Annotated in this window: 16 protein-coding genes; 7 read left to right on the forward strand and 9 right to left on the reverse strand. The window is 65.0% G+C overall.

The features are described 5' to 3' along the window. Nucleotides 1-58 precede the first annotated feature (58 nt). The gene (locus tag APT59_RS04655) at nucleotides 59-484 is read left to right on the forward strand and encodes a VOC family protein (RefSeq protein WP_059313778.1); all 426 of its coding nucleotides are present in this window, start codon (nucleotides 59-61) and stop codon (nucleotides 482-484) included. A gap of 90 nt (nucleotides 485-574) precedes the next feature. Then, on the forward strand, nucleotides 575-1873 hold the full coding sequence (locus tag APT59_RS04660) for a flavohemoglobin expression-modulating QEGLA motif protein (protein WP_059313779.1): 1299 nt from the start codon (nucleotides 575-577) through the stop codon (nucleotides 1871-1873). 90 nt (nucleotides 1874-1963) lie between these two features. Here APT59_RS04660 and APT59_RS04665 read toward each other — a convergent pair whose 3' ends face one another. Further along, nucleotides 1964-3877, reverse strand: coding sequence for an AAA family ATPase (locus APT59_RS04665; RefSeq protein ID WP_059313780.1), 1914 nt, complete (start codon nucleotides 3875-3877; stop codon nucleotides 1964-1966). Nucleotides 3878-4072: 195 nt separating this feature from the next. Between APT59_RS04665 and APT59_RS04670 the strand changes: the two genes are divergently transcribed. After that, nucleotides 4073-4846, forward strand: a complete 774-nt coding sequence (locus tag APT59_RS04670; protein ID WP_059313781.1) for an SIR2 family NAD-dependent protein deacylase — start codon at nucleotides 4073-4075, stop codon at nucleotides 4844-4846. A 4-nt stretch (nucleotides 4847-4850) separates the two neighbouring features. On the opposite strand, the gene APT59_RS04675 is transcribed toward APT59_RS04670, so the two are convergent. Beyond that, entirely contained in the window at nucleotides 4851-5618 is a 768-nt protein-coding gene (locus APT59_RS04675; RefSeq protein ID WP_059313782.1) for a hypothetical protein, read from the reverse strand. A 152-nt stretch (nucleotides 5619-5770) separates the two neighbouring features. Between APT59_RS04675 and APT59_RS04680 the strand changes: the two genes are divergently transcribed. Then, the gene (locus tag APT59_RS04680) at nucleotides 5771-6019 is read left to right on the forward strand and encodes a hypothetical protein (protein ID WP_059313783.1); all 249 of its coding nucleotides are present in this window, start codon (nucleotides 5771-5773) and stop codon (nucleotides 6017-6019) included. A 53-nt stretch (nucleotides 6020-6072) separates the two neighbouring features. Here the strand turns inward: APT59_RS04680 and APT59_RS04685 are convergent, their stop codons facing one another. Together APT59_RS04685 and APT59_RS04690 are read right to left on the reverse strand one after the other, a co-directional pair. Beyond that, entirely contained in the window at nucleotides 6073-6345 is a 273-nt protein-coding gene (locus APT59_RS04685) for a hypothetical protein (RefSeq protein ID WP_059313784.1), read from the reverse strand. Between the two features lie 124 nt (nucleotides 6346-6469). Then, a complete protein-coding gene (locus APT59_RS04690; protein ID WP_217265994.1) occupies nucleotides 6470-7282 on the reverse strand; it encodes an HDOD domain-containing protein in 813 nt (270 codons plus the stop codon). Between the two features lie 341 nt (nucleotides 7283-7623). Here APT59_RS04690 and APT59_RS04695 point away from each other — a divergent pair, with 341 nt between their 5' ends. Continuing rightward, nucleotides 7624-8643 (forward strand): GGDEF domain-containing protein, encoded by a 1020-nt coding sequence (locus APT59_RS04695; protein WP_059313786.1) that lies wholly within the window; start codon nucleotides 7624-7626, stop codon nucleotides 8641-8643. On the opposite strand, the gene APT59_RS04700 is transcribed toward APT59_RS04695, so the two are convergent. Next, entirely contained in the window at nucleotides 8616-10178 is a 1563-nt protein-coding gene (locus APT59_RS04700) for a diguanylate cyclase (protein ID WP_059313787.1), read from the reverse strand. The genes APT59_RS04695 and APT59_RS04700 overlap by 28 nt on opposite strands. 205 nt (nucleotides 10179-10383) lie before the next feature. On the opposite strand from APT59_RS04700, the gene APT59_RS04705 reads away from it, so the two are divergent. After that, nucleotides 10384-10644 (forward strand): hypothetical protein, encoded by a 261-nt coding sequence (locus APT59_RS04705; protein ID WP_059313788.1) that lies wholly within the window; start codon nucleotides 10384-10386, stop codon nucleotides 10642-10644. Between the two features lie 22 nt (nucleotides 10645-10666). On the opposite strand, the gene APT59_RS04710 is transcribed toward APT59_RS04705, so the two are convergent. Further along, nucleotides 10667-11737 (reverse strand): AbrB family transcriptional regulator, encoded by a 1071-nt coding sequence (locus APT59_RS04710; RefSeq protein WP_059313789.1) that lies wholly within the window; start codon nucleotides 11735-11737, stop codon nucleotides 10667-10669. 130 nt (nucleotides 11738-11867) lie between these two features. Beyond that, the gene (betT, locus tag APT59_RS04715; RefSeq protein WP_059313790.1) at nucleotides 11868-13865 is read right to left on the reverse strand and encodes a choline BCCT transporter BetT; all 1998 of its coding nucleotides are present in this window, start codon (nucleotides 13863-13865) and stop codon (nucleotides 11868-11870) included. Nucleotides 13866-14082: 217 nt separating this feature from the next. Here betT and APT59_RS04720 point away from each other — a divergent pair, with 217 nt between their 5' ends. After that, entirely contained in the window at nucleotides 14083-14487 is a 405-nt protein-coding gene (locus APT59_RS04720) for a response regulator (protein ID WP_237140569.1), read from the forward strand. A 335-nt stretch (nucleotides 14488-14822) separates the two neighbouring features. Here APT59_RS04720 and APT59_RS04725 read toward each other — a convergent pair whose 3' ends face one another. Next, nucleotides 14823-16652, reverse strand: coding sequence for a glycoside hydrolase family 15 protein (locus APT59_RS04725; protein WP_059313792.1), 1830 nt, complete (start codon nucleotides 16650-16652; stop codon nucleotides 14823-14825). After that, nucleotides 16645-17448 (reverse strand): glucose 1-dehydrogenase, encoded by an 804-nt coding sequence (locus tag APT59_RS04730; RefSeq protein WP_059313793.1) that lies wholly within the window; start codon nucleotides 17446-17448, stop codon nucleotides 16645-16647. Before APT59_RS04730 ends, APT59_RS04725 begins: the two co-directional genes overlap by 8 nt. Nucleotides 17449-17507: the final 59 nt, after the last annotated feature.

Raw genomic sequence — 17507 nt, forward strand, 5'->3', positions numbered from 1 at the left:
TACGCAGGAAAACTTAAGGTGAGAATGGGCCATCCATCCTCCATCAGGAATTCCACGTATGGCCCTGTCGCCCTTTCACCTCGCTATTCCTGTCTATGACCTGGCCGCCGCCCGGCATTTCTATGGGGAGGTCTTCGGCCTCGCCGAAGGTCGCTCCAGCGACCACTGGGTCGACTTCGACTTCTATGGCCACCAGCTGGTGATCCACGAGCATCCCAAGACCGCTTCCCAGGACGAGGCTCACACCAACGCCGTGGATGGCCACAACGTGCCGGTGCCGCACTTCGGCATCGTGCTGGGCTGGGACGAGTGGGAAGCCCTGGCCGACCGCCTGCGTGCCCGCGAGACCCAATTCGTCATCGAGCCTTACATCCGCTTCCAGGGCCAGGTGGGCGAGCAGGCCACCATGTTTCTGTTCGACCCCTGCGGCAATGCCCTGGAGTTCAAGGCCTTCAAGGACATGAGCCAGCTGTTCGCCAAATAGCGCGGCTCGGCCGGTCTGCTGTCGCGAAACCTAGGCAAAAGACGTGGCAACGGCCATCCTTGAGGCCTAGCCCGTCGCCCGGTCGCCGTCATGAATGCCCGCCAGCCCTTTCTCGATCCCTATCACCAGACCATTCGCCAGCTGTCCGACCGCATCGTCGCGGCCCAGGCGCCGATCCGTATTCTCGATGCGGTGAAGTGGGACGACGAGGTGCGCCAGGGTTTCCTGGACGGCAAGGGCAAGCGCCTGCCTGCGGTGGATCGCGCCTTCTACGACGGACGTCCGCTGGGGTTCGATGCCGATGCGCTCAAAGGCGAATTCCAGAGCATCGAGCGGGAGGTGACCCGCCAGCTCGGCCAGTTCAATCCGGTCGGCCAGATCATGAGGCGCATGTGCCGCGAGTACCGCATGGTGATTCGCATGTTGCAGGCGCGTGGCACCCCGGATTTCGGGCTGATCTCCCAGGAGCTCTATGGCGCCGCCTCGGACGCCTTTCATGCCGGCGATCCGACCCTGGCCGACCTGGGCATGATGATGTCCAGCTACCTGGACAACATCGCCCATCGCGGTGCCCTGGAGGACGAGCCCAAGACCCTGACCGCCAAGGACGCCGTGCCCATCCTGCAGGAACGGCTGAATCGGGTCTTTGGCGAGACGGAAGGCACCATCCGGGTGTTCGAGTCCGACGGTATCGTCGCCGACGCCGCGGCGGGCGCCGACTACATCAAGGTGCGTGCCGACGCCCTGTTCAACGAGCGTGACGTGCGCGCCCTGGAGGTCCACGAGGGGCTGGTGCACGTCGGTACCACCCTCAATGGCCAGAACCAGCCGATCTGCACCTTCCTGGCCAAGGGTCCGCCGTCGTCCACCGTGACCCAGGAGGGCCTGGCGATCCTCATGGAAGTGATCGCCTTCGCCTCCTATCCGACCCGCCTGCGCAAGCTGACCAATCGCACCCGCGCCATCCACCTGGCCGAGGACGGCGCCGATTTCCTTGAGGTCTTCCGCTTCTTCCAGGAGCAGGGCTACGACCTGGAGTCGGGCTACCAGAACGCCAGCCGGGTGTTCCGCGGCTCGACGCCGACCGGGCTGCCCTTCACCAAGGACCTGTCCTATCTCAAGGGCTTCATCCTGATCTACAACTACATCCAGCTGGCGGTGCGCAAGGGCAAGCTGGAGCAGATCCCGCTGCTGTTTTGCGGCAAGACCACCCTGGAGGACATGCGCATCCTGCGCCAGCTGGTGGACGAGGGCGTGGTGGTACCGCCCAAGTACCTGCCGGCGCAATTCCAGGACCTCAACGCCCTGGCGGCCTGGATGTGCTTCTCCAACTTCCTCAATCACCTGAGCCTGGATCGGATCGAGGCGGACTACGCCAACATCCTTTGAGAAGCTGGCAAGGATCTGAACAGGCCCTGACATGAAAAAAAGGCCCGGCAGACCGGGGCTTTTCTTTGCCATGACCAGAGGTCGCCGGGATCAGTCGCCCTGGAAGGCCGCGGCGATGCTGGGTTCGCTGTCGCCTGCGCGCTCCGGCAGGTGGGCCAGGGCACGGTTGAGAGCGCCGCAGGCTTCCCGGCCACTGGCGCGGGCGATGGCTTCGGCCACGGCGCTGCCGGGGATGGTCTCGTCGCGCAGCAGTTGCTCGGTGATGTCGTCCAGTGCCGGCTTGAGCTCGGTGATCAGCGCCAGGCAGCGATGATCCAGGCTGTGCAGCAGCTGATCGGCGGAGGCGATGCTGGGCGCGGCGTCGAACTCGATCCCGGCGTCGCGCAGGGCCTGCAGGCTGAGCAGCGAGCCGCTCGGGCCCATGCCCAGGGAGGCGACCATGGACAGCGCCAGCTTGGAGGCTTCCTGCAGGTCCTGGGCAGCGCCCGAAGAGACCTCGTTGAAGTACAGCTGCTCGGCGCAGCGGCCGGCCAGCAGCATCTGGATACGGCCTTCGAGTTCCGACTTCAGGTGCAGGCGCTTGTCTTCGGTGGGGGTGATCAGGGTCACGCCCAGGGCCTGGCCACGGGGCAGCAGGGTGACCTTTTCCACCCGGCCGACGTTGAGCACGGCAGCGACCAGGGCATGACCGGCTTCGTGCACGGCGATGCGGGTGCGCTCGGCCGAACCCAGCGGGGTGACGCCGACCGGTTGCTCGCCGATCCGGCAGGTCTCGATGGCCTCGACGAAGTGGGCCATGGTCACGGCGCTGGCATTCTCGCGAGCGGCCAGCAGGGCGGCGTGGTTGCTGATGTAGGCGATGGCCGCCGGGGTCAGGCCCACGGTGCCGCGCGACAGGGCGGCGAGGTCCAGTTCGCCTTCGCAGGGCAGCTTGCCGGCATAGAGTTCGAACAGGGCGCGACGGTCTTCCAGGCTCGGCAGCGGCACGGCGATGGTGCGGTCGAAGCGACCTTCGCGGCGCAGCGCCGGATCCAGGGAGTCGGCGAAGTTGGTGGCGCCCAGGACCAGCACGCCACTGGTGCCGTCGAAGCCGTCCAGTTCGGTGAGGAACTGGTTGATGATGCGGTTGGCTTCGGCATCGCTGGAGCGCGACTGCTCAGCGCGGCGACCGATGCCGTCGATCTCGTCGATGAAGATGATGCAGGGCGCCTTCTTGCGCGCCGTGCGGAACAACGACTTGACCTTCTGGATGCCCACACCAAAGAACATCGAGGAGAAGTCGCTGCCGGTCACCTGAATGAAGTGGGCGTTGCACTCGGTCGCCAGGGCCTTGGCCAACTGGGTCTTGCCGGTGCCGGGTTCGCCGGTCAGCAGTACGCCCTTGGGCGGACGGGCGCCGAGGGCGGCGAAGGCCTCGGGATTGCGCAGGCAGGTGGTGACGTCTTCCAGGGCGCGCTTGGCTTCGGCGGCGCCGACCACGTCCTTGAAGGAGATGCCGGTGCCCTTGCGGTGCAGCTTGAAGGGGCTGGCGAAACGCAGCGCCAGGGGCACGGCCAGCAGCAGCAGGAGCAGATAGCCCGGCAGGTTGAACAGCAGGGCATCCAGCCAGGGGTGGCGTTGGCCGGACTCGCTCCAGGTGGCGATCGGGAACAGCGGCTCGGCCTGGGTGGCGTAGTCGGCTAGCAGCCGGTCGGTCAGGCGGCCGCCATTGTCGGTCACCGCGTAGTGCTCGCCGCGGGTGGTGTCGATGTAGAGGGTATGGTCACCGATCACGGCGCCACTGATGACCTTGGCGCGCAGATCGGCCAGCAGCACGGAGAAATCGCGAGGCTCCTGGGTCCAGTGTTCAGGCGTCTGCTGCACACTGGCGAGCATGGCCGTGGCGGTCGGAGCCGGGGTGGAAGGCTTGAGCCACCACCAGCAGGCCAGGCTGACGAGGGTGACGAGTGCGAGAGCACCGGCGATCAGCAGGCGCGGATACTTGGAAACGACGGACTTCTTCATTCACATACCGTTGGGTAGGAGCGACATCGGACGCGGACTCCCGGATTATCGGCCTGTGGGAAAAAGGGTGAACCTCGGTTCCCGGGAAAACGATGAGCGGACTCACCATCCGTCGAGTATCGTCACACTTTCGGCCTTTTTAGCGGTCCGCAAGACCCCCTTGTGTTGCCTTAGATGTCAGGAGCCAGCGCCCTTATGCCCGATCCCTTCGATTGCCGGTCCGGACTCGCGCCGCTCCCCGAGGTCCTGCTCGATCGCTTGCGACAAGCCGACGAGGTGCTGGTGCTGACCGGCGCCGGCGTCTCGGCGGAGAGTGGCATAGCCACCTTTCGCGAAGCCCTGACCGGTCTCTGGGCGCGCTTCGATCCGGCGCAACTGGCCACCGCGGAGGCCTTTCAGGAGGATCCCGCGCGGGTCTGGAGTTGGTACGAGTGGCGGCGTGCCCAGGTGCTCAGGGCCGAACCCAACCCGGCCCATCGCGCTCTGGCGGACTGGGCCGACCGCCAGGGGCGGTTGCGGCTGGTCACCCAGAATGTCGACGACCTGCACGAGCGGGCTGGCAATCGCGACGTCATCCATCTGCACGGCAGCCTGCATGAACCGCGCTGCTTCGATTGCGCGAATCCCCTGGCGGCGTCGTCACCCGTGGGCGCGGAGGCGCAGCTGCTGGCGCCGCCGACCTGTCCGCTGTGCGGCGGCTTGGCGCGGCCCGGGGTGGTGTGGTTCGGCGAGTCCTTGCCGGAAGCGGCCCTGACTACCGCCTGGGCGCTGGCCGAGCGCTGCGACCTCTGCCTGGTAGTAGGCACGTCCGGTTTGGTGCAGCCAGCCGCCAGTCTGCCGGTGGTGGCGCGCCAGCAGGGGGCGACGGTGATACGCATCGACCTGCAGCCGGCGGCGGATTTCCAGGCGGACTGGCAGTTGCTGGGGGCTGCGGGTCTGATCCTGCCAGCGCTGCTGGAACGCCTTTAGGACATCAGTGCAGCGCCTGGCCGCCGGTGCCCAGGGCATCCAGGGTGCGCTTGAGCGCGGTGTAGGCCTGGCGCTGGTCCTCGTCTTCGGTCAGCAGGCCGTCGAACAGGGTGGCCACCAGCGCCGGATCCTGCGCCACGAAGCGGTCGATGAGGACGTCGTTGTCCTGGCGACCCGCGGTGATCAGCAGCACGGCGAGCTGGGCGACATAGCGTGCGGCGAGCGGATAGGCCTTGAGAAAGACCTTGAAGGGCGCATCGGCCAGACCCGGCGCGAAGCCCTTGGCCAACCCCTGCTGGGCGGCGGCGATGGCCTGGCGTACGGCGTCCTGCCAGTTGCCGGCGGTTACCGCACCGGCAGGCAGGGCACGGCGCATCTGGCCAAGCAGGCTGTTGAGGAAGATGCGACGATTGGCTTGATAGTCATGATCGGTATCGAGCAGTTCGCTGCGGATACGCGTCAGGACGCGATCGTCTTCGGCATCGGCGGTCACCGCCTGCTTGAAGGCCAGGGTCAGCTCGCGATCCAGCAGACCCGGCTTGCGACCCTCCAGCTCGGCCTGCAGCAGCGGGCCGCTGGAGTCGGCGAAGAAGAAGCGCTCGGCATGGGGCGCCAGGCGCTCGCGCAGGCGCGGCCAGAGATCTGCGGCAAACAGCTGCTCGGCCGTACCGCCGGAGACGATGACCCGGTGCTGCGGCGCCTCGGCCAGATAGTCGAACAGCGCAGGGCTATCGAGCGCGGTGCGATCGACGATGAGATAACGGTGCTTCACGGTCACTCCTGAATACGACGGCCGGACCTTTCGAGGCGCGGCGGGATGGCCATTAGTCTATAGGAAGGCGGGAACGCTTGGCCCGGCCTTTGGCCTAATCCACCAGGGTGCAGCCCGCGACACCCTTCCTTTCGCGGCAGGAGGACACCACGATGCGCAAGACCCCGCTGATACTTGCCTTAAGCGCCGCCCTGGCTCTGGTAGCCGGCCCTAGCCTGGCCGCCAGCAACAATGACGCCGGTGTGACCGGTAATGGCATCGGCGCGCCGGGCAGCTCCAACACCGGCAAGCGCGACAGCGCCGACGACACCTCCACGGCCAATCCAACCACCCAGAAAAAGACCGGCAAGACGCCCGCCACCAAGCAGGGCAGCCAGCAGAAGCGCGAACTCAACGATTGACGGTCACGAAAAAGGCGCCTCTTGGGGCGCCTGTTCAACCGCGATTGCCAGACTCAGGATGCGCGGGTGTAGCGCACCTGCCAGTCGAGGCGTTCGTGGGTCGCCCGCTCGATACGGGCACGGCTGTCGCAGATGAAGGCTTCCAGCAGGGAGTTGTCGAGCAGATCGACCCGGGCGATGCGTCGCTGCAACAGTGCCGTGCCGTTGGGCGCATAGACCTCGACGTTGAAGGTCGCCTGATCCTGGGCGGTCATGGCGCACAACATGGGTTGGAAAGCGCCCTTGATAATGGTGTTCGCATCCGTGAACTTCAGCGGCTCGGCCATCGCAATCACTCCTGTCAGCTATAACGCTTCGACCGATTCTTGCGGTACCCGTTCGACTTTCGCCACGACCGGCTGGCAGATTTGTGATGCAGGTGCTAGCGCGCCTCGTGCAGAAGACGACCGGTCAGTTGATCAGAGTGCCAAAGGCCTTGTCGGCTTCGATGACCTGGGGCAGTTCGGCCAGCAGTTCGTCCAGATCCACGCCCTCCAGCAAGGCGTTGCCCAAGGCGACCTTGGCCTGTTCGTTGATGCCGCCATGGCGACGCAGGACAAAGGAGACCAGGCGGGCCTGGGCCACCAGCCGCGCCTGGGTGGGGTCGTCGGGGGCGTCCTGGGGGTGCAGCTGATAGGCGATGGCGTGCTGGATCACCACGGGCAGCTGCCAGCGGCGAGCCAGCTCGGCACCCACTTCGGGATAGCCGAAGCCGAGGACTTCCCCTTCCACCAAGGGCGCACGCTGCTCGGCATCTATTCGCGCGGCGATGTCGGGTGCTGCCGTCCTGATCAGCAACTCGCCAATGCTGTGCAGCATGCCGCAGGTAAAGGCCGTTTCCGGATCGGCACCGACCTGGCGGGCGAGGACGCGACAGATGCTGGCCACGTCGAAACTGTGCTGCCAGAAATCTCGCGGGTCGAAGGCCGGGTTATGGCGGAAGGCCGCCGTGACCGCCGACGCCAGCACCAGGGTACGCAGGGCATCGAAGCCCAGGCGGATGGCCGCGCCTTCGATGCTGGTGGACGGGCGGACGCCGCGAAAGCGTACCGAGTTGGCCAGGCGCAAGACCTTGGCCGAGAGCACTGGATCCAATGCCAGGTTACGAGCGATGCCTTCGATGCTACTGCGGGGATCGTCGAACTGCTGGATGAGCTCCTGCGCCACCTTGGGAATGCTGGGAAGGGTATGCAGGTGGTCGAACAGAGCATCGATTTCCATGATGGCGCCTGGTGTGTTCTATGCCGGTAGAAAAGGGGCTTGAGGTCGCTCGAAGCATGAACGACGGCTTGGGCACTGCCAAGCCTAGCCGAAAATCTCAAGCGCAGAGCTTAGCGGGAGGGGCCTGCGGGTTCGCAGGGCGAGCTGACCGGTGGCGTCTTTTCGCCGCCGTTCGTTTCGTCGGTGCGGTGGAGAAAGCGGTCCTATGCTGTCTGGTCAGAGGCAGGGTGATGTTCAGACGTCTATCGTCTTGCTTGAATCCGCTTTTCGCCGACGAAACGCAACGAATGGGATAGCATCTAATGATGTCAGTTGGCCACTAAATTTGGCGTTCGAGTTATGCAATGACCTATCAGACTCATATTCGCCAAATGCTGCAGTTGCCCAATGTGCTGGCGCAGACCACTGGCATCCTGGGTTGGTTGATCAGTGTGCTGATCAACCCCTTCCTGAGCGCTGGGGTCCCGCTGTGTGGCTGGCTGGCCTTTGGCGGGATGGTCGGCTCGTGCCTGACGATGGCCACGGCGCGGCGCTTTGTCGTCTGGCGCTTGTTCGCCCTGGTATTCGTGCTCTTCGAAGCCCTGGCCTTTCGTTTCCAGATCCTGCAGATGGGCGAGCCCGGCCAGGCCTGGATGATTCCCATGGCCATCGTCATCACCCTGGGCTCGACCATCCTCTTTTCCCATGTGCTCGACTACGGCATCGCCGCCGCTGCCGTCTGGCTGCTGCTCTTCTACGGGCAGATGGACCTGGTCGCAGCGATGGGCCTGCCGCTGTTCGTGGTGATGCTCGGCGCCAGCCTGGCCCTGGGCGTGCTGCTCAACGCCACCTTCGTGCGTATCGTCGCCAGCACCCTGGAACTCAAGGAAAACTACCGGCGGCAGGCGGAGACCGATGCCCTCACCGGCATCAGCAATCGACGGGCGCTGATGCTGGACATGGAGCAGGTCTGCGAGGAGGCCTCGCCGTCCTGGTATTTCGCCATGCTCGATATCGATGACTTCAAACGGATCAACGACCGCTTCGGCCATGACGTGGGCGACCAGGTACTCAAGGAAATCGCGACCATCCTGGGCCGGCATTTTCCCGCTGGCCGCTTCGGCCGCCTGGGCGGCGAGGAGTTCGGCATGTTGCTGGAGGCCGAGGACGAGCGGTACCTGGCGCAGCGGTTGCAGGCGCTGCTCGATGACATCCGCAGCAACACCAGCACCGGTACCTGCTTTTCCTTCAGTGCGGGTGTTGCGCGCCTGGCCCCGGGTTATCAGCCTTCCGATCTGCTCAAGCAGGCCGATGGCGAGCTCTACCAGGCCAAGCGCGCCGGCAAGGATCGGGTGCACTACCGCGGTGGCATGATCTGCGGCTGATCGTCGTCGGGGTCCACCGATGGGTAGGTGCGATTACGCCCCAGGTGCTTGGCGCGATAGAGGGCGGCGTCGGCATTGGCCAGCAGCTCGGCGGGCTGCGGCGGCTGCAGCCCGCCGGGTGTCTGGACGGCGAAGCCGAGGCTGACGGTGATGCGGCCGAAGGCGCTGGTGGCGTGGGGTACCTCCAGAACCTGCAGCCGCTCCTGGACCGCAAGGGCCACCTGCTGGGCACCGGCCGCGTCGCAGTTGGGTAGCAAGAGAGCCATTTCCTCGCCGCCGTAGCGTACCGCCAGATCGCCCGGGCGCCGTGCTGCCGAGGCCACTACGCCAGCTACCGCCTGCAGGCAGCGATCACCCGCCGGATGACCGTAGTGATCGTTGTAGGCCTTGAAGTGATCGATGTCGATCATCAGCAGGCTGAGCGGTTGATGGTTGCGCTGCGCCCGCGCCAGTTCCACCGGCAGCAGGGTGTCGAACTGCCGGCGATTGCCCAGGCCGGTCAGGCTGTCCTTGAGCGTCAGCTTGTGCAACTCATCATGGGCCAGGCGCAGGGCCGCTTCGATACGCTCGCTGGCGCGGATTTCCCGCAAGAGGCTGAAGCCGAAGATCAGCATCCCAAGGATGATGAGGCCCACCACCGTCACCGAACGCAGCATGTCCTGGCGCCAGCTGGCGAGGATATCGCTCTTGGAGATGCCGGCCAGGGCCACCAGCGGATAACCTTCCAGGTGCTGGAAGGCATAGAGGCGCTCGCGCCCGTCGATCATGGCGCGTACCAGGGCGGTACCTGTGGACGCCTGGGTCACGTACTGGCGAAACAGCACGCTGCTGGCCAGCGGCGTGCCGACGTGCTCGGGCACATAGGGGCGCCGTACCATCAGGGTGCCATCGTCCAGCGCCAGGGTGATGGCGCCCCGGCCGTCCAGTTTGAAGCGGGCGTAATAGTCGACGAAATACTGCAGGCGAATGGTGGCGAGCAGGACCCCGGCGAAGTGGCCAGCGCGGTCTTCCAGGCGCCGCGACACCGGAATGATCAGCTCATGGGTGCTGCGGCTTTCGATCACGGCGCCGACGTGCAGCCGGTCTTCCGGATGTTCCCGGTGAAACTGGAAATACTCACGGTCGGCGTTGCTGGCCTGGGGCGGGTTGCTGCTCTTGTCGGTCACCCGCCAGTTGCCGTCGCGATCGTAGATGAACAACCCGTGGAGCTGCGGCAGCAGAGTCGCCTGGCGTGCCAGCAGGCGATGCACCCGCGGGCGATCCAGCTGGTCGAGCGGTTGGTCCTCCAGGCGGTCACGGATGCTGACCAGCAACGAATCGGCTTCCTTGATGGCATCGTCGGCGTGCTGGGCCGCTGCCAGGGCGATGTTGCCGACATCGCTGCGGGCGCTGGCAAAGGCATTCTGGTAGTTGCGCCACACCTGCCAGGACTCCAGTGCCAGGATCACCGCGACGGCGCAGACGAGCAGCCAGAGTGCCAGGCGCTGGGTGGCCGGATTACGGGGCGGAGTGGGGTGATCGTCAGCGTCGACCATGGCGGGGCAGCTTCCTCGTCCTCGGTGTGCAGGAGACCGCAACCCGGCCGATTGAGACGTCATGAAAGTCGTAAAGTCATACAAGTCTACAGTTTCGTCGGAATCTTGCAGAGAGAACGAATCCTCTCGCCGTGCTCGTGGTCATTAGCGAAACAGCCGTCCATGGGGATGGTGAATCAGCCAGTACCTGACCAGGAGGTCACAGATGTCGCAGATCGCCGAACAAATCGTCGAAGACGCCATGCAGCGCATCGAGGAGAACGAGCTGCAGCATGCCGCCGATCCTGTACGCAGTTTTTCCCTGACCTTGACCGATCCGGCGGAAATCCAGGTCGGCGCGGAGATCTACTTTCTCTTCGAGCAGCGCCTCAAGGGCTTCTATCCCGATGCGCGCGTCGTGGTCCGTGGCCATGCGGCCGAGGGCTACAACATCACTGCCCAGGTCGAACGTCGCCGTTCGGCCTAGGCCCCGGCGTCCGCACCTCCTGCTAGGTGCGGGCAAGCTTGACCAGCTGCCGGGCCAGTAGTGGCCCGGTCAGTACCACGCCGATCAGCCGTAGTGCCTGCATGGCCAGTACCAGACCGACATCGGCGTGGGCATCCACCGCGATAATGGCCATCGAATCCAGTCCGCCTGGGCTGGTAGCCAGGTAGGCGGTGAGAAAATCGACGTGCATCAGCCGCGCCATCAGCAGCGCCGACAAGGCGCACAGGGCGATGAGCAGCAGCGAGGCGAAAATCATCTTGGGCAGGGCCCGCCAGACATAGCTGACGGTGGCCCGGTCGAATCTCAGGCCGACATAGCAGCCCATGGCGCCATAGGCGGCCGCGAGCAGCAAGTGTGGCAGCGTGATATCCAGCCAGCCATTGAGTTGCAGCAGGGTGCCCAAGGCGATGGGTAACAGCAGGGCGCCGGCGGGAAACAACCGCCCGCCCAACCAGCTGCCGGCCAGGGCTACTGCCAGGGTCAGCGCCAGGTTGAAGGCGAAGTGTCCGTCAAGGCTGATGCCGGTGGCCTGATGACCCGTGCCGCTGCCTTCCGCACCCAGTAGCCGGCCCACCAGGGCACTGATGAGCACCACGCAGACCACGCGCACGTATTGCATGGTGGCGACGATACGCGGATCGGCGCCGTATTCCTCGGCCATGGCGACCATGGCCGCAGCTGCACCGGGCGTGGTGCCCCAGGCCGCGGTGCTACCGGGCAGGCCGCCAAAACGTACCAGCAGGGCCCCTGTGAGCAGGCTGAGCAAGACGGTCAGGGCGGTCGCCAGCAGCATCACCGGCCAGTGCTCGGCAACGGTGAGCAGTACCGCGGCGGTCATGGCATGGGCGATCAGACAGCCCACCACCCCCTGACCGGATTGGAACAGGCGCCGTGGCAGACGGATGCTGGCGCCGCTGACGCCAAAGGCGATGGCCACCAGCATGGGGCCCAGAAAGAGCGCGGCGGGCACCTGCAGCCAGCTGAGTCCGCCCCCGACCAGGGCCGAGCAGAGGATCAGGGCAAGCCATTGCAGCAGGGGAGGATAGGGCAGGTTGGCGGGCGGGATGGGCAAGACGGTCTCCAAACGACGAGGGGACCGGCGAGGCGTACCGACCCCGGGACCGGCACGGGGCCGACCCTGGGAGCGATTATACGACGTCTATCGCTTTCAATGGCCTTTCAGTCTACGAAAAAACCACCTTCTAGCGTACCAGGTGCAGGAACTGCAGGTGGCGTTCGTACTGATCGAGCATGTCGTTGAGGATCTGCTCGCGGTTGTAGCCCACCAGGTCGTAGTCCTGGCTGCCTTCGGTGAGGTGCACCTCGGCGCGGTAGTAGCGACGGTTCTTCAGGTGCAGCCGGCCGATGCCGGCGCGGGCGAAGGAGGGCGTGAAGTAGCCCTGCATGATCACTTGATAGATGAAGGGGTGCTCCTCGCCGTGACCGATGGTCAGCTGCAGGTTGGCATTGGTGGAATCGAACTGGGTTTCCACCACCAGTCCCTTCTCCCGCGAGACCTCGACCATCTCTTCCATGGCCGGCCGCACGAGGCTGTCCATGAAGCGGTACACCTCGTCCCGTGAGGGGAAGTACACCGCCTGGGACAGCCGCTGGCGCCAGCCGCCGTGGCGGGCCTTGCCGTTGGTCGCCACCGGCGCCAGGGAATGCAGTCGCGCGCGCTGGCGTTGAGATTCCAGGTGAAGCGCCTTGTGCAGGCCCCACATCATCAGCAGGACGACCACCGAGAAGGGCAGGGAGGTCAGCACCACCGCCGATTTGAGCGCATCCATGCTGCCGGCGAACAGCAGCCCGCCGGTGACCAGGGCCACCGCGGCGCCCCAGAACACCCGCAGCCATCTGGGACCGTCTTCGTCCGCCTCGCCGCCCTTGGAAGACAGGGTCGATAGCACCACGGTGCCGGAGTCGGCCGAGGTGACGAAGAAGACGAAACTCACCAGTACGGCGACGCTGATCACCACGCGGCTGGCCGGATAGGTTTCCAGCACCTGGTAGAAGACCATGGCGGGATCGGTGAGCGCGGTCTGTGCCAGGCCGGTCATGCCTTGGCCGAGGACCAGTTCCAGGGCGCTGTTGCCAAAGATCGACAGCCAGGCCAGGGTGAAGCCCAGCGGGATGAACAGGACGCCAAAGACGAATTCGCGGATGGTGCGGCCGCGCGAGATGCGGGCGATGAACAGCCCGACGAAGGGCGCCCAGGCGATCCACCAGGCCCAGTAGAACACCGTCCAGCCGCCGAGCCAGTCGGAGGGCTTGTCATAGGCATAGAGGTCGAAGCTCTTGCCCGGCAGCGCGGCGAGATAGTCGCCGATGTTCTGGATCAGGGTGTTGAGCAGATGTTGGGTAGGACCGGCGAACAGCACGAACAGCAGCAGGGCGACCGCCAGCACCATGTTGATGTCGGACATGATCCGCACGCCCTTGTCCACGCCGGACACGGCCACGGCGATGGCGGCGCCCATCATCAGCACGATGAGCACCAGCTGTACCCAGTGGCTGTGGCTGATGCCGAACAGGTAGTCGAGCCCGGCGTTGAGGTGCAGCACCCCGAAGCCCAGGTCGGCGCCCAGGCCAAAGATGGTGGCGATGATGCCGAAGGCGTCCACGGCGTGCCCGATGGGACCGTTGATGCGCTTGCCGATCAGCGGATAGAGCGCCGAACGCAGGGCCAGGGGCAGATTGTGCCGGTAGGCGAAATAGGCCAGGGACATGGCCACCAGGGCGAAGACGCCCCAGCCATGCAGGCCCCAGTGCAGAAAGAGGATCTGCATGGCCTGGCGGGCCGCCGCCGAATTACCGCCTTCACCTGCCGGGGGTTGGGTGAAGTGGGTAAGGGGTTCGGACACGCAAAAGAAGAACAGGGTGATGCTGATGCCGGCGGCGAACAGCATGCCGGCCCAGGACAGGTAGCTGAACTCGGGTTGGTCGTGGTCGGCACCGAGCTTGATCTTGCCGTAGCCGGACAGGGCGGTGACCACCACGAACACCAGGTAGAGCGACATGGCGAGCAGGTAATACCAGCCGACCGTGTTGGCAGCCCAGGTCTGCGCCTGCAGCAACCAGACGCCCGCTTGATCGGGCCAGCCGATGACAACCAGGGAAAACAGCAGGATCACTGCCGCCGCGCAATAGAAGGCGGGGGGATTGAGCTTTACGGTGCCGGATGAGGGCGTCGCACTCATGGGGACTCCTTACGAGCTGCCAAAAGGGATAGGGTTCTTTTTTTATTGATCGTTCAAACAAGAAAGAATATCACAGCGGGCTGTCAAGGTGAACGCCTAGGCTCAGCGAAACGCTGGAAAAATACCGCTTAGAGGGGTTGCCACTGCCGGTGGTCGACTTTGGTCGAGACTGGGCCAGGCAGCCAGAACCGCGCCTGTTTGGCAAAGTCTGTTGGTTATGACACAAGCATCTTCCCTTCTCGGCGGCTATCGTCCTCTACTGTTACTGGTGGAGGATGAGCCGTTGCTGCGGGAACTGGCCACCGAAGCGCTCGAGTCCCTGGTGGATCTGCAGGTGGTGGCCGTGTCCACCGCCGATGCGGCGCTGAGCTATCTGGAGCAGAACGGCGCTCGCATCGATGTGCTCTTCACCGATGTGCGCATGCCGGGCCGGCTGGATGGCGAAGCGCTGGCCCAACTCGTCTCCCAACGCTGGCCACACATTCCGGTAATCCTCACCTCGGGTGATCGCCTGACGGTCCCACGCGGCGCCGGCCGGACCCGTTTCATGCCCAAACCCTGGCACATCGACGACATGGCCAACTGCGTCAACGAGGCGCTGGGGCAAAGCCGGGTGGCGTGAAGGGTTAGCTGACTTTCCTCAGTGTTTGAGCTACTCCACTTTCAGGTTCCACTAGTGAACCCCTTCGTGATCCTTGTGTGGATGAGACGGCGTCGTCATCCAGGCGAGGGGTCGAACCTTTGTCAGGCGGTCGCTCGATGCGCATGTAGGAGCGGCCCATGGCCGCGATGGATTCGGCGCTGTAGCACCAGTGTGGAGAGGATAGCGGGAGGGAAAGCTTGCCTATCGCCAGCCTTCGGCCTTTTCATAATCGTCACGACTACTGACGGCATCGCGGCCATGGGCCGCTCCTACGGATACCTCAGGAGCGACCCAGGACCGCGATCCAGATCAACCTACGGCTGCCACTGCGGATCCCGGCCGCTCAGTTTGCGATCCAGGAAGAAGGCGGTGCTGATCAAGGCCAGGTGCGACAGGGCCTGTGGCACGTTGCCCAGGGGATAGCCGCGCTTGTCCAGCTCCTCGGCGTACAGGCCCAGCGGGTTGGCATAGCCCAGCAGCTTCTCGAACTCCAGGTGGGCTTCGTCGACCCGGCCGGCACGGGCCAGGCACTCGACGTACCAGAAGGCACAGGCGACGAAGGCGCCTTCCTCGCCCTTGAGGTTGTCCGCCGGAGTATCGACCGGGTTGTAGCGGCGGATCATGCCGTCGTAGGCCAGGTTGGTCTTGATGGCGTCCAGGGTGGCCAGCCACATGGGATCGGTGGCGCTGACGAAGCGCACCAGGGGCATCAGCAGCAGGGCCGCGTCCAGGCTCTTGCCATGGCGCGTCGAGGTGAAGTGCCCCAGCTCGGCGTTCCAGAAGTTTTCCCAGATGTCTTCCTGGATGGCGGCGCGGGCGGCGTACCAGCGCTCGTAGGGCATGGGCAGCGAGCGCTTGACTGACAGCCGCATGGCGCGGTCGATGGCTACCCAGCACATCAGGCGCGAATGCAGGAAATGCTCGGGATCGCCACGCATCTCCCAGATACCGGCATCCGGCTGATTCCAGTTCTCGCAGACGTGATCGATCATCCGCACCACGTCCTTCCAGCCGTGATGGGAGATGGCCTCGCCATATTTGTTGGACAGGTAGATGGCGTCCATCAGCTCGCCATAGATGTCCAGCTGGACCTGCTTGTAGGCCTCGTTGCCGATGCGCACCGGACTGGAATTCGCGTAGCCCGTCAGGTGGTCGAGGGTTTCCTCGGGCAGATCCAGGCCACCGTCCAGGCGATACATGATCTGCAGCTTTTCCGGGGCGTTGTGGCTGTTTTCCACGCACTGACCTACCCAGTGGGTAAAGTCCTTGGCCTCCTGGGTGTAGCCCAGACGCATGAAGGCGTAGACGGTAAAGGAGGCATCACGGATCCAGGAGGCGCGGTAGTCCCAGTTGCGTTCGCCGCCCAGGGCCTCGGGCAGGCTGAAGGTCGCGGCCGCGGCGATGGAGCCGTGCTTGCATGAGGTCAGCATCTTCAGCGCCAGGGCGGAACGGGTGACCATCTCGCGCCAGCGACCCTGGTAATGACTCTTGGCGGCCCAGCGGGTCCAGTAGGAGTGAGTCTCCTCGAAGCAGAGATCGCTCTGCCCGGTGACGACCTTGTCGTCCTCTTCGCAGCCAAAGACGAAGTCCAGCTGCTGGCCCTGTTCCAGCTCGAATTCACCGTAGGCGATATTGTTCTCCACCTGCAGGGTGACGCTGGAAGCCAGGCGCAGGGTCGGCTGGCCGTCGGCTTCGAACAGGGCACCGCCATCCACCAGACGCGCCCGGGTCTGGGCCCGGGCATAGTCGTGGGCCGGAGCGCAGACGAGGCGGAAACGGCAGCTTCCGGCCACCGCCTGCACGCGGCGCACGATGCGTGGCTTGGTGTCGTCGCTGCTGCACACCGGCATCAGGTCGGTGACCTCGGCAACGCCGTCCGCCGAAAGCCAGCGGGTCTGCAGGATGTTGGTGTCCGGCAGGTAGAGCTGTTGTTCACGGGCATCCTCCCAGACCGGCGCCAGGCTGAAGTAACCGGCCTTTTCCGAGTCGAGCAGGGAGGCGAACACCGAGGGACTGTCCAGATTCGGCCAGCAGAAGTGGTCGATGGTGCCGTCGGTGGCGACCAGGGCGCAGGTGCGCAGGTCGCCGATGACACCGTGGGCGCCGATACTGCGGCGGGCGTGCACGGAGGAGGAATCAGCCATTGTCTTCGAATCCTGGATAGAGGCACATGCCGCCGTCGACGAACAGGGTCGTCCCGACGATGTAGTCGGCCAGGTCGCTGGCCAGGAAAACCGCCACGTTGCCGATGTCATCGACATGGCCGACCCGCTTGTAGGGGATCAGCCTGAGCAGCTCGCGCGCCTTGGCCTCGTCACCGGTGACCTCTTCGTTGATGGCGGTGGCGATGGCGCCCGGGGCGATGCTGTTGACGCGGATGCCCTCGGCGGCGACTTCCTGGGCCAGGCTGCGCATCAGCAGATTGACCCCGCCCTTGGAGGCCGCGTAGTTGACGTGTCCAGCCCAGGGAATGACTTCGTGCACCGAGCTCATGTGAATGATCTTGCCGAGCGCGCGGGAAATGTTCTCGTCGCGGCCCTGCTTGCGGAACTGGCGGATCGCCGCCCGGGCGCAGAGAAACTGGCCGGTCAGGTTGGTGTTGATCACCGTGTTCCAGTCCTCGAGTGACATGTCGGCGACCGCCGCATCCTTTTGCAGGCCGGAATTGGCGACCAGGATGTCCAGCCGGCCGAAGGCTTCCAGGGTTTGGTCGAACAGGGCCTGGACCTCGGCCTCGTCGCCGACGTCACCGCCGACGGCGATGGCGCGACCGCCGGCATCCTCGATACGCTTGGCTAATTCCTCGGCCGGCTCGGCGCTGGAATGGTAGTTGATGGCGACGGCGGCACCGGCCTTGGCCAGGGCTTCGGCGACGGCGGCGCCGATCCCGGAGCTGCCACCGGTGACCAGGGCGACCTGACCGTTTAGGGAAAGCTGCATGTCCAGACTCCTGTGCGGGAAAAGGTGTCTGACTGCTGACCGTCACGCTTGCCGCTAGG

The organism is Pseudomonas oryzihabitans (assembly GCF_001518815.1).
GTDB classification, from domain to species: Bacteria; Pseudomonadota; Gammaproteobacteria; order Pseudomonadales; family Pseudomonadaceae; genus Chryseomonas; species Chryseomonas oryzihabitans_E.

Bases quoted from the DNA above. Each gene is read 5' to 3' on its own strand.
- APT59_RS04655 (WP_059313778.1), top strand. From the start codon at position 59: ATGGCCCTGTCGCCCTTTCACCTCGCTATTCCTGTCTATGACCTGGCC.
- APT59_RS04660 (WP_059313779.1), top strand. From the start codon at position 575: ATGAATGCCCGCCAGCCCTTTCTCGATCCCTATCACCAGACCATTCGC.
- APT59_RS04665 (WP_059313780.1), bottom strand. From the start codon at position 3,877: ATGAAGAAGTCCGTCGTTTCCAAGTATCCGCGCCTGCTGATCGCCGGT.
- APT59_RS04670 (WP_059313781.1), top strand. From the start codon at position 4,073: ATGCCCGATCCCTTCGATTGCCGGTCCGGACTCGCGCCGCTCCCCGAG.
- APT59_RS04680 (WP_059313783.1), top strand. From the start codon at position 5,771: ATGCGCAAGACCCCGCTGATACTTGCCTTAAGCGCCGCCCTGGCTCTG.
- APT59_RS04685 (WP_059313784.1), bottom strand. From the start codon at position 6,345: ATGGCCGAGCCGCTGAAGTTCACGGATGCGAACACCATTATCAAGGGC.
- APT59_RS04695 (WP_059313786.1), top strand. From the start codon at position 7,624: ATGACCTATCAGACTCATATTCGCCAAATGCTGCAGTTGCCCAATGTG.
- APT59_RS04700 (WP_059313787.1), bottom strand. From the start codon at position 10,178: ATGGTCGACGCTGACGATCACCCCACTCCGCCCCGTAATCCGGCCACC.
- APT59_RS04705 (WP_059313788.1), top strand. From the start codon at position 10,384: ATGTCGCAGATCGCCGAACAAATCGTCGAAGACGCCATGCAGCGCATC.
- betT (WP_059313790.1), bottom strand. From the start codon at position 13,865: ATGAGTGCGACGCCCTCATCCGGCACCGTAAAGCTCAATCCCCCCGCC.
- APT59_RS04720 (WP_237140569.1), top strand. From the start codon at position 14,083: ATGACACAAGCATCTTCCCTTCTCGGCGGCTATCGTCCTCTACTGTTA.
- APT59_RS04725 (WP_059313792.1), bottom strand. From the start codon at position 16,652: ATGGCTGATTCCTCCTCCGTGCACGCCCGCCGCAGTATCGGCGCCCAC.
- APT59_RS04730 (WP_059313793.1), bottom strand. From the start codon at position 17,448: ATGCAGCTTTCCCTAAACGGTCAGGTCGCCCTGGTCACCGGTGGCAGC.